This is a genomic window from Nocardioides humilatus (assembly GCF_008373755.1).
GTDB classification, from domain to species: domain Bacteria; phylum Actinomycetota; class Actinomycetes; order Propionibacteriales; family Nocardioidaceae; genus Nocardioides; species Nocardioides humilatus.
Map to the genome: position 1 here is coordinate 438,413 of NZ_VUJV01000003.1, position 12,737 is coordinate 451,149.

Below are 12,737 nucleotides of genomic sequence, written 5' to 3' on the forward strand. Positions count from 1 at the left end.
GTCGTCAGCCGTTGATGCGCGCGGTGAGCCCGCTGGGCCCACCGGGCGCGCCGTGGCAGCGCTTGTACTTCTTGCCGGACCCACACGGGCAGAGCTGGTTGCGGCCGACCTCGGTGTCGTCGTTGGTGACCGTCGAGCTCGTCACCTCCGGCTCACCCGTCACGTCGCTGGGCGCGGAGTAGGCGAGGATCTCGGGCTGCTTGGGCGCCTCGAGGCCCTTCGCCTTGATCTGCGGAGCGGCAGCCTTGAGCTGTGCCGAGATCGCGGCGAGGTCGGGGCCGCCCACGCTGAGGCCGACCGGCGGCTCGGCGAGCGCACCCTCGTGCATCGGACCCTCGTGACGTGAACCGTCAGCGTGGTAGTGGAACTCCGGCTCGTCGTCTTCAACCTGGACCTCCAGGTTGAAGAGGAAGCCGACCGTCTCCTCCTTGATGCCGTCCATCATCGAGGCGAACATGTCGTAACCCTCGCGCTGGTATTCGACCAGCGGGTCGCGCTGGGAGTAGGCACGCAGGTAGATGCCCTCGCGGAGGTAGTCCATCTCGTAGAGGTGCTCGCGCCACTTGCGGTCGAGCACCGAGAGCAGCACGCGCCGCTCGAGCTCGCGCATGACCTCGTCGGTGATCTCCTCCTCGCGGTTGTCGTAGGCCGCGTGCGCGTCCTCCTTCAACCGGGTGATGAGCTCGTCCTTGTGGAGGGCGGCGTGGCTGCCGATCTCCTCCTTGACCTCCTCAGCCGAGAGCGAGACCGGCCAGAACTGCTTGAGGTCGGTCCACAGCTGCTCGAGGTCCCACTCCTCCTCGTACTGGTCGAGGGAGCCCTCCACGAAGCCGGTGATGACGTCATCGATGAAGGTGCGGATCTGGTCCTCCAGGTCGACGCCCTCGAGGACCTCACGACGCTCGCCGTAGATGACCTTGCGCTGCCGGTCCATCACGTCGTCGTACTTGAGGACGTTCTTGCGCGACTCGAAGTTCTGCGACTCGACCTGGCCCTGGGCGTTGGCGATCGCGTTGGTGACGCGCTTGTTCTCGATCGGGACGTCGTCCGGGATCTTCAGCATCACCAGGACGCGGTCGACCCAGTCGGACTTGAAGAGCCGCATGAGCTCGTCCTGGAGCGACAGGTAGAAGCGGGACTCACCCGGGTCGCCCTGACGGCCGGAACGACCGCGGAGCTGGTTGTCGATGCGGCGCGACTCGTGACGTTCGGTGCCGATGACGTAGAGACCGCCGAGCTCGCGGACCTCGTCGTGCTCGGCAGCGACCTGCGCCTTGATCGTCTCGATCATGGCGGGCCATGCGGCGTCGTAGTCGTCGGCGGTCTCGCCGGTCGGCTCGAGGCCCTGCTTGCGCAGCTCCTGGTCGGCGAGGAACTCCACCGAACCGCCGAGCATGATGTCGGTGCCTCGACCGGCCATGTTGGTGGCGACGGTGACCTGGCCCTTGTGGCCGGCGAGGGCGACGATCTTCGCCTCCTCGGCGTGGACCTTCGCGTTGAGGACCGAGTGCGCGACGCCGCGCTTCTTCAGCTCGCTGGAGAGGTGCTCGGACTTCTCGACCGACACCGTGCCGACGAGGACCGGCTGGCCCTTCGCGTGGCGCTCGACGATGTCGTCGACGACCGCGGCGTACTTGGCCTCTTCCGTGCGGTAGACCAGGTCGGACTGGTCGGCTCGCAGCATCGGCTTGTTGGTCGGGATCGGCGTCACGCCGAGGCCGTAGATCTTGTCGAACTCCGAGGCCTCGGTGAGCGCCGTACCGGTCATGCCGGAGAGCTTCTCGTAGAGCCGGAAGTAGTTCTGCAGAGTGACGGTGGCGAGGGTCTGGTACTCCTCGCGGACCTTCACACCCTCCTTGGCCTCGATGGCCTGGTGGAGACCGTCGTTGTAGCGACGACCCGCCAGCATGCGGCCGGTGTGCTCGTCGACGATGAGCACCTCGCCGTTCATGACGACATATTCCTTGTCGTTGCGGAACAGCTCCTTGGCCTTGATGGAGTTGTGCAGGAAGGAGATCAGCGGGGTGTTGGCCGACTCGTAGAGGTTGTCGATGCCGAGGTGGTCCTCGACCCGGGTGATGCCGGGCTCGAGCACGGAGATCGTGCGCTTCTTCTCGTCGACCTCGTAGTCGTCGTCACGCGTGAGCTTCTGCGCGATCTTGGCGAACTCGGCGTACCACTTCACCTCGTCCTGCGTCGGACCGCTGATGATGAGCGGGGTGCGCGCCTCGTCGATGAGGATCGAGTCGACCTCGTCGACGATCGCGTAGTTGTGGCCGCGCTGGACGCACTCCTCGATCGACCCGGCCATGTTGTCGCGCAGGTAGTCGAAGCCGAGCTCGTTGTTGGTGCCGTAGGTGATGTCGCAGGCATAGGCCACGCGCCGCTCGGCGGGCTTCATGTGCGGCAGGATCACGCCGGTCGTCAGCCCCAGGAAGTGGTGGATGCGACCCATCCACTCCGCGTGGTACTTCGCCAGGTAGTCGTTGACCGTGACGACGTGGACGCCGTTGCCCTCGAGCGCGTTGAGGTAGGACGGCAGCGTGGCCACGAGGGTCTTGCCCTCGCCGGTCTTCATCTCCGCGATGTTGCCCATGTGGAGCGAGGCGCCACCCATGATCTGGACGTCGTAGTGCCGCTGGCCGATCACCCGCTTGGCAGCCTCGCGCACGGTGGCGAACGCCTCCGGCATGAGGTCGTCGAGGGTCTCCCCGTCGGCGAGCCGCTTGCGGAACTCCTCGGTCATCCCCTGGAGCTCGGCGTCGGACATCGCCACGAAGTCGTCCTCGATGGCGTTGACGGCCTTCGCGATCGACTCGAGCTGGCGGAGGATCTTGCCCTCTCCGATGCGGAGGAGCTTGTCGATGATCACTGGCACGGCCGCAACTCTACCTAGCGGTCGTTACGGCGCCGATTCGCGCTCGATCCCGTCGTCTTCAGCGGCGGCGAAGGCCTCCGCCCGCTCCCGTTCGATCTTGCGGCCCACGCCGTAGGCGGAGCCCCAGAGGAGCGCGAAGATCGGCCCGAGCAGGAACATGAACGGGACCAGCAGGCCGAGGGCGATCGCCGCGACCTGGACGAGGTGTCCCAGCCAGTAGCCGGCCTCGGAGCGGAGCATGCCCGCCGCGACCAGGCAGAGCAGCGTCAGGCCGAGGCCGAGCGGCAACGCCGTGCTGCGAGAGACGTCGGCGACGACGATCATCACCGGGGTGGTCAGGCCGAGCGTGATGGCCTGCATCGACAGTACGGCGGCACACAGCGACCGCTTCGCCGAGCTCACTTGCGGCCCCCGAGCAGCACCCGTGCCTCGCCGACCGTGACGACGGAGCCGGTGACCAGCACCGCACCTGACGAAAGCGAGTCACCGGTGCCCTCCTCGGCCAGTCCCGCGGCCAGGTCGATCGCGTCGGCGAGAAGAGGCGCGACGGTGACCCGGTCCTCCCCGAAGACCTCAGCAGCGGTGACGGCCAGCTCGGCAGCAGGCATCGCTCGCGGGGTGGAGTTCTGAGTGATCACGACGTGGGCCAGGTGCGGCTCGAACGCTGCCAGCAGGCCCTCGGCGTCCTTGTCGCCCATCACGCCGATGACCCCGATGAGGGGGTCGAAGCGGAACGAGTCCTCGAGCGCGGCGGCCGTCGCCTCCGCGCCGGCCGGGTTGTGGGCAGCGTCAAGGACGATCGTCGGGCTGCGCCGGACGACCTCGAGCCGGCCCGGCGAGCTCGCGGCCGCGAAGGCCTCGCGGACGACCTCATCGGCGAGCGGCTGCTCGCCGCCGATCAGCGCCTCGACCGCGGCGAGGGCGGTGACGGCGTTCTGCGCCTGGTGGGCGCCGTAAAGCGGGAGGAAGACGTCGTCGTAGTGGCCCCGCAGGCCGCGCAGGCTCACCGACTGGCCACCGACCGCCGGCACCCGCGTGACGACGGCGAAGTCCGTCCCCTCGCGCACGACGGTCGCACCCACCTCGGCGGCGCGCCGCAGGAGCACCTCGGCAGCCTCGTCGGCCTGCTCGGCGAGGACGGCGACAGCGCCCTCCTTGATGATCCCGGCCTTCTCCTGCGCGATCTCCGCGAGCGTGGTGCCGAGGTAGTTGGCGTGGTCGAGGGCGATCGGGGTGAGGACCGCGACGTCGGCGTCGATCACGTTGGTGGCGTCCCACGACCCGCCCATGCCGACCTCGACGACAGCGACGTCGACGGGCGCGTCGGCGAACGCCGCGTAGGCCATGCCGACGACCGTCTCGAAGAAGGACAACGGGTGGGGCTCGGCCGCGTCGACCAGGTGGGTGTAGGCGGCGATGTCGTTGAACGCCCGCACGAAGGCGTCGTCATCGAGCGGATCGCCGTCGATGCTGATGCGCTCGCTCATCTTCTCGACGTGCGGGCTGGTGAACCGACCGGTGCGCAGCTCGTGGGCGCGAAGCAGTGCGTCGACCATGCGCGCCGTCGAGGTCTTTCCGTTGGTGCCGGTGAGGTGGATCGAGCGATAGGTGCGCTGCGGGTCGCCCAGCAGCTCGGTGAACGCTCGGATCCGGTCGAGCGAGGGCTCGAGCCGGGTCTCGGGCCACCTGCTGAGCAGGGCGTCCTCCACCTCGGCGAAGGTCTCAGCGGGGCGTGGGGCACTGTCAGGGAAGTCGGTCATCGCGATCGAAGTCTAGGAGCCACGGCGGCCCCGACCACGATCGCTACCGGATGGCGAGGTCGACGGTGTCGACGACGGGCTCGTAGCCCAGCGCGAGGTAGATCCCGTTGGAGGTGGGGTTGGCCTGGTCGGTGAAGAGACTGACCCGGCTCCCGCCGTCGCGGAGAGCCCGCGAGACGGCGCCCACGGCCGCACTCGCGTAGCCGTGGCCGCGGTGCTCCTTGGGCGTGTAGACCGGACCGATCCGAGCGACGCCGAAGGCAGGCGGGTTCGCGCAGGTCATGTGGAGCGGGGTGTCGTCGTCAGCTACCCACAGCCACACGCAGCCCCCGGTGATGCGGTCCCGGGCGTCGTCGACCGTGAACCCCTCGTCACGGTGGCCGTGACCGACGTGCCCGGCCTGCTCGTCGGCATCGACGTGGAAGCGGCGGAACCAGTCGAAGACGAGATCGGCCTCGTCGTCGTACGCCGGGCGGAGCCGGCCCGGCACGGGCCGCGCCTCGACGAGCTCGCCCAGCTCGAAGAGCCGCATGTGCATGTTGATCTCGACCGTCCCGCCGGTGCGCTCGGCGACCCGGTCGGCGAGGACGCGGGTGGCCGGCAGAGAGCCGTTGGCACCGCCGACGTCCTCGGCGCGGTCGACCAGCGCGTCTGCCAGCGCGATCGCCGCCGCGTCGGGCATGCCGAGGACGTAGAGCGGGTAGGGCGGGAACGGCGCCGTCCGCATGGCGGCCCCGACGATCTCCCCCGCCGGCCCCGTCACGACCGCGAACCAGGAGTACGGCGTCGCCGCCCGCTGCGACCGGGCGAACCGCTCGGCGACGGTGGCCACCACGGTGGAGATGACCGGTTCGTCCGCCAGGTGGGCGCCCGCTCGCTCCAGGAAGCGCGCCGGATCCGTCTCGAAGGTCACCTGGTAGCCGCTCACCATGGGCGTGAGCGTCACATCGAGCCGGACGGTCGAGCAAGCGAATTCCGCCCCTGCAGGCCGCGATCCCGGTGTAATGGACCCTGGTAACGACCACTCAAGACGGCGGGTGCGGTGTCCGACAACGGCTCCGAGATCTCCAGCGGCACAGCCAGTGAATCGGCGGCCGCTGCGCTCGAGCTCGCCCTGAGCCACGGCGACGAGCTCGTCGGCGGCACTCGATCCGACCTTCTCGACAGCGCCGCGGCGCTCCTCTCCGACGTCCGGCGCGCCGGCGGTCAGTTGCCGATGGCGGCCGCGTGGCGCCTCGGAGCCGCGCATCACTACCGCGGCGAGTACCCGATCGCCCTCGCCTACTTCGAGGTCGCGGTCGGTGACCCCGACCCGAGTCCCGTCGATCGGGCACGATTCCTCGCCGGGCACGCATCGGTCATGTGGGCCCAGGGCAACGCCGAGGAAGGTCGCCTGATCGCCGAGGCGGCGATGGAGGCTGCGACCGCCAGCGGTGACGACGGCGCGATCGGGGTCGCGTGGGTCGCCAGCGGACTGGTGTCTGCCCACGCCGGCGACCGGACCGCCAACCTGCTGGCCTACGAGCAGGCGCTCATCCATGCCGAGCGGGCCGGCGATGCGATCACCGTCGTACGGGTGCGCAACAACCTCGGGTCTCGCTATGTCGAGGCCGGGCGGTTCCGCCAGGCCCTGGATGAGCTCGACCTGGCGGTCGCCGTCGCCGAGGACCACCCGGTGGGGCTCGCCAGCGCGATGGTGAGCGTCAACCGCGCCGAGGCGCTGCTCGGCCTGGGGCGGCTCGACGAGGCCGTCGGCGAGATCGCCCTCGCGACCGATCAGTTCCGCCGCGCCCAGGCCGCCCACCTGCTGGCCTTCGCCCTGCTGCTCGAGGCCGACGCCCATCGCGTGCGGGGCAACGCGACCCGGGCGCAGGCGAAGTACCTCGAGGCGGTCGAGCGCGCGGAGGCGGCCGGCAACGCCCAGGTGCTGGGTCCTGCGCTGGCCGGCCTCGCCGAGACGATGGTCGCTGACGACCCTGCCGCGGCCCGTGCGCACGCCAAACGGGCTCTCGACCAACCCCACACCGTCGGGGAGGTCATCACGCTGCGCGCCGCGGGCTGGATCGCCCTCGCCCAGGGCGACCTCGAGGCGGCCGACCTGTTCGCCAGCCGGGCGCTGGCCGAGGCCGGGCGCCGCGACCAGCTCGCCGAGCTCGCCGATGCCCTCGAGTTGCGTGCGCTGACGCGGTGGTCGATCACGGGCGACGCCCATGCAGCCCGTGGGCAGCTGGCGGAAGCCGCCGACGCATGGCGCGAGGTCGGTAGCGCGATCCGATCGGCGGTCAACCGGATGGTGACGGCGCGCCTCTCCGGCGACCGTGGCGCGGAGGAGGCTGGCCGACAAGCACTCAACGCGCTCGGCGTGCGGGCTGATGCCGACCGGATCGCCGGCCCGCTCCACGTCCTGGGCGCGGCCGCGGCTCCCGCGGTGGCGATCCGGACCTTCGGGACCTTCGCCATCTCCGTGGCAGGCACGCCCGTGCCGGCCTCGGCGTGGCCGTCGCGCAAGAGCCGACAGTTGGTCCAGGTGCTCGCCTCCCGACGCGGGCGGCCGATGAGCCGAGCTGCCCTCGCCGAGCTGCTCTGGCCCGGCGTCACCGACACCTCCGGCCGGCTCTCCGTCGCGCTCTCGACCGCGCGCGCCGTGCTCGACCCCGGGCGCGAGCACGACGCCGACCGCTACCTGTCCGCCGACCGCAGCCATGCCAGCCTCGACCCGACGACCGTGAGCATCGACATCGTCGAGTTCGAGCGGATCGCCCGCGCCGCGATCGACGCCGAGCGGTCCGGCGCGGCCGACACCGTCTCCCTGCTGCAGGCCGCCGCGTCGCTGCACCCGGCACCGTTCCTCGCCGACGAGGGGCACACCGACGAGTGGGCCGAGGCCACCGCCGACGACATGCTGCGGCTCGCGGTCGAGGTCAAGCGCACCCTGGCCCGCCACCTGGTCACCGCCGGGGAGACCGAGCAGGGCGTCGGCTGGCTGATGGCCGTCCTCGCCGACGACCCGTACGACGAGCAGACCCATCTCGAGCTCGTCCGGGTCCTCGCCCACGCCCGCCGCCATGGCGAGGCCCGGCGTGCCCACCGCTCCTATGCGGCCCGGATGGCCGAGCTCGACATCGAGCCGTCGTCGTACGAGCTCGTGGTGGGGTGAGTCGAAGAGACAGGTGCGAGCCCCTTCAAAAGTGATATCACTTTGATAGACTGCGATCCCGTCTCTCGAAGGAGTCACCCATGGCCCTCTCCGAACACCCTGCGCGCACCCTGCCCGGCTTGGCCATGCTCGGCCTGGCCGTCGTCCTCGGCCTCGCCGCCTTCCTCTCCCTCGCCGTGGCCGAGGCCAGCCCCGGGGCCGCGGTGGTCCTGTTCGTCGCGTTCGGCATCGTGTCGCTCCTGTGCCTCGGCGGGCTCACCGTCGTGGCGCCCGGCCAGGCGCGCGTGCTGCAGTTCGTCGGGCGCTACACCGGCACGGTCCGCGACCAAGGGCTTCAGTGGGTCAACCCGTTCACGACGCGGCGCAAGATCTCGACCCGGATCCGCAACCACGAGACACGCACGACCAAGGTCAACGACAAGGACGGCAACCCCATCGAGATGGCGGCGGTCGTCGTCTGGCAGGTCGCCGACACCGCGGCCGCCGCTTTCGAGGTCGACAACTTCGAGGAGTTCGTGGCGATCCAGACCGACACGGCGGTGCGGCACATCGCCGGCCAGTACCCCTACGACTCCCACGGCGAGGGCGAGCTCTCGCTGCGCGACAACGCCGACGAGATCACCGAGCGACTGGCCGCCGAGATCGGCGAGCGGGTCATCTCGGCCGGCGTGCGGGTGATCGAGTCACGGCTCACCCACCTGGCCTACGCCCCTGAGATCGCCCAGGCGATGTTGCGCCGTCAGCAGGCCAACGCGGTCGTCGCGGCCCGCCAGACCATCGTCGAAGGCGCGGTCGGGATGGTCGAGCTCGCGCTCAACAAGCTGGCCGAGAACGATGTCGTCGACCTCGACGAGGAGCGCAAGGCCGCGATGGTCAGCAACCTGCTCGTCGTGCTCTGCGGCGACCGGGACACCCAGCCGGTCGTCAACACAGGATCGCTCTACGCCTGAGTGCGCCCATGAACCGCCCCGCACGCAAGCAGGTGCTGCTCCGGCTCGATCCGGCGGTCCACGACGCGCTCGCGCGCTGGGCCGCCGACGAGCTGCGCAGCACCAACGCCCAGCTGGAGTTCCTGCTCCGCAAGGCGCTGGCCGGTAGCGGTCGGTTGCCCGACGACGTCAGCCGGATCCGCAAGCCCGGACGACCACCGAAGGACGGGTGACGCCTGCGATGACCGTCCGGACGTGGGCGCTGCGGCCCAGCGAGCTCGCGCGGCTCAGCGACGCCGCTCGACACCGGTTCGAGCAGCGCCTGGCGCAGCGGGTCCGGCCCTGGGTGCCGGCCGCTGCTGAGATCGAGCACGGCGGGGCGGTGTGGTCGGCACTCACCGAGCAGGACGACGTGACCGCCCGCTGCGCCAACCAGGCGCTGAGCACCCTCGTCGCGATCGCCGGGGACGATCTTCTCGAGGCCTGCAAGCAGGCGGCGAGCATCGCGGCACGCCGGGCGCACGCCGGGCGCACGGGAGAGGTCGACGTCGTTGTACCCGCGTTCTGGGAGCTGCTCCGCGCCGACCTCGTCGCGTGCGCGAGCGACGACCCCGGCCCCTTGTGGCCCGACGGCGAGCCCGACTGGTCGCGCCCTCCCCCGGCCGAGCAGGCCCTCCTCGACACCTACAGGAGCCGCTGATGCCCTGGTTCTACGACATGCCGTGGTCCGAGGAGGGCGACCGGCACCACCTCGTCTTCGTCAACCAGCAGTACGACTACCTGGCCGGGATCTCCTGGAGCCCCACCGACAACGACTACGCGCTGTGGGGCGCCGATGACGAGGCCGGCCTGCTCGCACTGCTCCAGGAGTGGAGCCCCACCGGCGAGTGGACCCTGGCGAAGTTCCTCGACCTCGCGCGGACCCGGTTGCCCGAGCTCGACGAGCAGCGCCGCCGGCGCGGCTAGGTTTCGAGGCTCTCTACGCTCGCGCCTCAACCACCGGCTAGCCGCTCGAGCTCCTCGTCGATCAGCAACGGGTCGAGCTTGGTGAAGACCGGCGTCGGCTTGCCGACCGGCACGCCGGGCTCGATCGCGTGGCGCCGCCACTCCGGGAAACCCGAGTAGTCGCCCGTGATGATCGGATAGGGCGCACCGCCGTCGAGGTCGTCAACGTCGTCGATCCGCGGCATCGGCGCGATGTTGCCCGCGCCTCCGAGTGCCTCGTCGACCGCGTTGGCCGAGAAGGGCAGGAAGGGCGACAGCACCAGGTTGAGGTCGGCCACGCACTGGGCGGCGACGTGGAGGATGGTCGCGAGCCGCTCGCGCTCGTCGTCGCCCTTGAGCTTCCACGGCTCGTGGTCCGAGACGTACTTGTTGACGTCGCCCACCGCCCGCATGGCCTCGCCGATCGCCTGCCGCATCCGGTTGCGCCCGATCAGGTCGCCGACCGTGCCGAAGGCAGCCTCGGTCGCGGCGAGCACCTCCTGGTCGGCCGTGGTCAGCTCACCGGCGGCCGGGATCTCGCCGAAGTTCTTGTGGATCAGGGTGATCGTGCGGTTGACCAGGTTGCCCCACCCGGCGACCAGCTCGTCGTTGGTACGACGGACGAACTCGGCCCACGTGAAGTCGCTGTCCTGGTTCTCCGGACCGGCAGCGGCGACGAAGTAGCGGAACGCGTCGGGCTGGTAGCGGCTCAGCAGGTCCTTGACGTAGATGACGACCTTCTTCGACGAGGAGAACTTCTTGCCCTCCATCGTCAAGAACTCCGAGCTCACGACCTCGGTCGGGAGGTTCAGCTCGCCGAAGGCGCCAGGGCTGCCGCCCTTGTCACCCTTGCCGGCATAGGCCAGCAGCTCGGCCGGCCAGATCTGGCTGTGGAAGGTGATGTTGTCCTTGCCCATGAAGTAGAAGGACTCGGCCTCGACTCCGTCGCTCGCGGGGTTCCACCACTCGCGCCAGCGCTCGGGCTCGCCCGTGCGGCGGGCCCACTCCACCGATGCGGAGAGGTAGCCGATGACCGCGTCGAACCAGACGTAGAGCTTCTTGGTCGGGTTGTCGCGCCAGCCGTCGAGCGGCACGGCGATGCCCCAGTCGATGTCGCGTGTCATCGCCCGCGGCCGGATCTCGTCGAGGATGTTCTTCGAGAAGCGGATGACGTTGGGCCGCCACAGCCCGGTCGCCTCGCGACCGTCGAGCCACGCGCCGAGGGCCTCGGCGAGGGCCGGGAGGTCGAGGAAGAAGTGCTGGGTCTCGATGAACTCCGGCGTCTCCCCGTTGATGCGGCTGTGCGGGTTCTTCAGGTCCTGCGGGTCGAGCTGGTTGCCGCAGTTGTCGCACTGGTCGCCACGCGCGCCGTCGTAGCCGCAGATGGGGCAGGTGCCCTCGATGTAGCGGTCCGGGAGCGTGCGTCCGGTCGACGGCGAGATCGCGCCGAAGGTGGTCTGCTCGAGGAAATAACCGTTGTTGTAGACCCCGAGGAAGAGCTCCTGGACGACGGCGTGGTGGTTGCGCGTCGTGGTCCGGGTGTAGAGGTCATAGCTGCAGCCGAGCCCGGCGAGGTCCTCGCAGATCAGTCGGTGGTTCTGGTCGGCGAGCTCCTGCGGGCTCATCCCGGCCTCGTCGGCGGCGATCAGGATCGGCGTGCCGTGCTCGTCGGACCCCGACACCATGAGCACGTCGTGGCCGGCCATCCGCATGTAGCGCGAGAAGACGTCGGAGGGGACGCCGAAACCGGCGACGTGGCCGATGTGGCGCGGGCCGTTGGCATAGGGCCAGGCGACGGCGGACAGGACTCGGCTCATGGGAGTGAATCCTAGGGGTGCCTAGCCGCGCCGGAACTCCCGCATCCGACGGGCCGTTCGCCGTCGTACGGACGGAAGAACGTCGTAGAGGTGCTGGCCGGGGCACGCGGTCTCGTTGGTATCGCGGTGGCCGTCGATCGTCGGCAGCTCGACGAGCCGGCCGTCGCGGTAGCGGTCGCTGCCGCCGGACCTGATCCAGATCGTGCGGCGGGGGTGGCCGTCGCCGGCGTCGAGCTTCCACGCGGCCGCTCGCACGATGGCGCGGCGCATCGGCTTGCTGACGTGCCCCGTCTCGAAGTTGCCGATCGCGGCGATGCCGACGGAGGCATGGTTGAAGCCGAGGGTGTGGGCGCCGTGCACCGCCTGCCGCGGCCCACCGGCCCGGCCCTCCCAGAGCCGGCCGAAGCGGTCGACGAGGAAGTTGTAGCCGATGTCGGACCAGCCCAGGCTGCCGGTGTGGTAGCGGTACATCGCGCGGATCATGCCGGGCACCTCGGCACGGCCGTAGTCGTTGCTGCTGACCGTGTGGTGGAGGTGGACCTGCCTGATCCGGTCGTTGTAGGACGGCCTGCCGTTGCGGAGCCGCGGGTCGGGAGCCCACGCCTTGCGGTAGAGCAGGGCGGGCATCGGTACGACGCCCAGCGCGCGCGACGTGGCCTCGTCGTCGGGCGGCGCGAGGTGCTCAGAGACGCGGCGGTCGGCCGGGCGGCGCCGCGGGTGCAGCAGCGCCACTACGGGGTCGCGCTGGTCGCCGGTCACCTCGATCTGTACGGCGTCGCTCGCTCCGGTCCACACCAGGTCGGTCGCCCGGCGGGCCCGCGCCCCCTCGTCGCTGTCGGGGTCGGGACCGTGGTCGAGGCGCGGCAGCTGCCGCCACTCCGTCCACTCACCGCCCTGCCGCCGCCACCGGGCGCGCACCTCGCCGTCGCCCGTCCGCCAGGTCACGCCGAAGACCGAGAACCGGGTCGTCTCGATGACGCGGGTGCGGAACCCACCAGCAGTGCGCGCGCTGAGGACAACGCCGCCCAGCGGGAGGTCGAGGGCGTCGACCCCGTCGGCATGACGACGCAATCGGTGGGTCGCCGCGTCGGCCCGCCCGAGCACGGCGACCGAGCCGAGAGCAGTGACGACACCCGTCGCCAGACGGGTCAGGTCGCGACGACCGAGGGACAGGTCCGAGAAGCCCATGGACATCGAGGATGCGCCAAAGGA

11 protein-coding genes are annotated in these 12,737 nt (G+C 70.3%); 5 read left to right on the forward strand and 6 right to left on the reverse strand.

All coding sequences use genetic code 11. From position 1 onward, the window contains the following. Positions 1 to 4 precede the first annotated feature (4 nt). Genes secA through F0U44_RS09930 form a run of 4 tightly spaced genes read right to left on the reverse strand, consistent with a single transcriptional unit; the run spans position 5 to position 5,584 of the window. On the reverse strand, positions 5 to 2,878 hold the full coding sequence (gene secA, locus F0U44_RS09915) for a preprotein translocase subunit SecA (protein WP_149728137.1): 2,874 nt from the start codon (positions 2,876 to 2,878) through the stop codon (positions 5 to 7). 24 nt (positions 2,879 to 2,902) lie between these two features. After that, the gene (locus F0U44_RS09920; RefSeq protein ID WP_246160405.1) at positions 2,903 to 3,280 is read right to left on the reverse strand and encodes a DUF4233 domain-containing protein; all 378 of its coding nucleotides are present in this window, start codon (positions 3,278 to 3,280) and stop codon (positions 2,903 to 2,905) included. Then, positions 3,277 to 4,638, reverse strand: a complete 1,362-nt coding sequence (folC, locus tag F0U44_RS09925) for a bifunctional tetrahydrofolate synthase/dihydrofolate synthase (protein WP_149728138.1) — start codon at positions 4,636 to 4,638, stop codon at positions 3,277 to 3,279. The genes F0U44_RS09920 and folC overlap by 4 nt, the downstream gene beginning before the upstream one ends. Before the next feature lie 43 nt (positions 4,639 to 4,681). After that, positions 4,682 to 5,584, reverse strand: a complete 903-nt coding sequence (locus tag F0U44_RS09930) for a GNAT family N-acetyltransferase (RefSeq protein ID WP_223163637.1) — start codon at positions 5,582 to 5,584, stop codon at positions 4,682 to 4,684. 96 nt (positions 5,585 to 5,680) lie between these two features. On the opposite strand from F0U44_RS09930, the gene F0U44_RS09935 reads away from it, so the two are divergent. From F0U44_RS09935 to F0U44_RS09955, 5 genes are all read left to right on the forward strand, one after another. Then, complete coding sequence (locus F0U44_RS09935) at positions 5,681 to 7,795, forward strand: AfsR/SARP family transcriptional regulator (protein WP_149728139.1); 2,115 nt, start codon at positions 5,681 to 5,683, stop codon at positions 7,793 to 7,795. Between the two features lie 80 nt (positions 7,796 to 7,875). Beyond that, positions 7,876 to 8,745: an SPFH domain-containing protein gene (locus F0U44_RS09940; protein ID WP_149728140.1), complete on the forward strand. Its 870-nt coding sequence runs from the start codon at positions 7,876 to 7,878 to the stop codon at positions 8,743 to 8,745. 8 nt (positions 8,746 to 8,753) lie between these two features. After that, positions 8,754 to 8,957, forward strand: a complete 204-nt coding sequence (locus tag F0U44_RS09945; protein WP_149728141.1) for a type II toxin-antitoxin system antitoxin — start codon at positions 8,754 to 8,756, stop codon at positions 8,955 to 8,957. 8 nt (positions 8,958 to 8,965) lie between these two features. Beyond that, on the forward strand, positions 8,966 to 9,424 hold the full coding sequence (locus F0U44_RS09950; RefSeq protein WP_149728142.1) for a hypothetical protein: 459 nt from the start codon (positions 8,966 to 8,968) through the stop codon (positions 9,422 to 9,424). Continuing rightward, positions 9,424 to 9,690 (forward strand): hypothetical protein, encoded by a 267-nt coding sequence (locus F0U44_RS09955; protein ID WP_149728143.1) that lies wholly within the window; start codon positions 9,424 to 9,426, stop codon positions 9,688 to 9,690. The genes F0U44_RS09950 and F0U44_RS09955 overlap by 1 nt, the downstream gene beginning before the upstream one ends. A 26-nt stretch (positions 9,691 to 9,716) precedes the next feature. Here the strand turns inward: F0U44_RS09955 and metG are convergent, their stop codons facing one another. Then, positions 9,717 to 11,525, reverse strand: coding sequence for a methionine--tRNA ligase (gene metG / locus F0U44_RS09960; RefSeq protein WP_149728144.1), 1,809 nt, complete (start codon positions 11,523 to 11,525; stop codon positions 9,717 to 9,719). A 21-nt stretch (positions 11,526 to 11,546) separates the two neighbouring features. Beyond that, complete coding sequence (locus tag F0U44_RS09965; RefSeq protein WP_188113414.1) at positions 11,547 to 12,713, reverse strand: N-acetylmuramoyl-L-alanine amidase; 1,167 nt, start codon at positions 12,711 to 12,713, stop codon at positions 11,547 to 11,549. Positions 12,714 to 12,737: the final 24 nt, after the last annotated feature.

Excerpts from the sequence above, each read along its gene's own strand:
- F0U44_RS09965 (WP_188113414.1), bottom strand. The coding sequence starts at position 12,713 with ATGGGCTTCTCGGACCTGTCCCTCGGTCGTCGCGACCTGACCCGTCTG.
- folC (WP_149728138.1), bottom strand. The coding sequence starts at position 4,638 with ATGACCGACTTCCCTGACAGTGCCCCACGCCCCGCTGAGACCTTCGCC.
- F0U44_RS09955 (WP_149728143.1), top strand. The coding sequence starts at position 9,424 with ATGCCCTGGTTCTACGACATGCCGTGGTCCGAGGAGGGCGACCGGCAC.
- metG (WP_149728144.1), bottom strand. The coding sequence starts at position 11,525 with ATGAGCCGAGTCCTGTCCGCCGTCGCCTGGCCCTATGCCAACGGCCCG.
- F0U44_RS09950 (WP_149728142.1), top strand. The coding sequence starts at position 8,966 with ATGACCGTCCGGACGTGGGCGCTGCGGCCCAGCGAGCTCGCGCGGCTC.
- F0U44_RS09945 (WP_149728141.1), top strand. The coding sequence starts at position 8,754 with ATGAACCGCCCCGCACGCAAGCAGGTGCTGCTCCGGCTCGATCCGGCG.
- F0U44_RS09940 (WP_149728140.1), top strand. The coding sequence starts at position 7,876 with ATGGCCCTCTCCGAACACCCTGCGCGCACCCTGCCCGGCTTGGCCATG.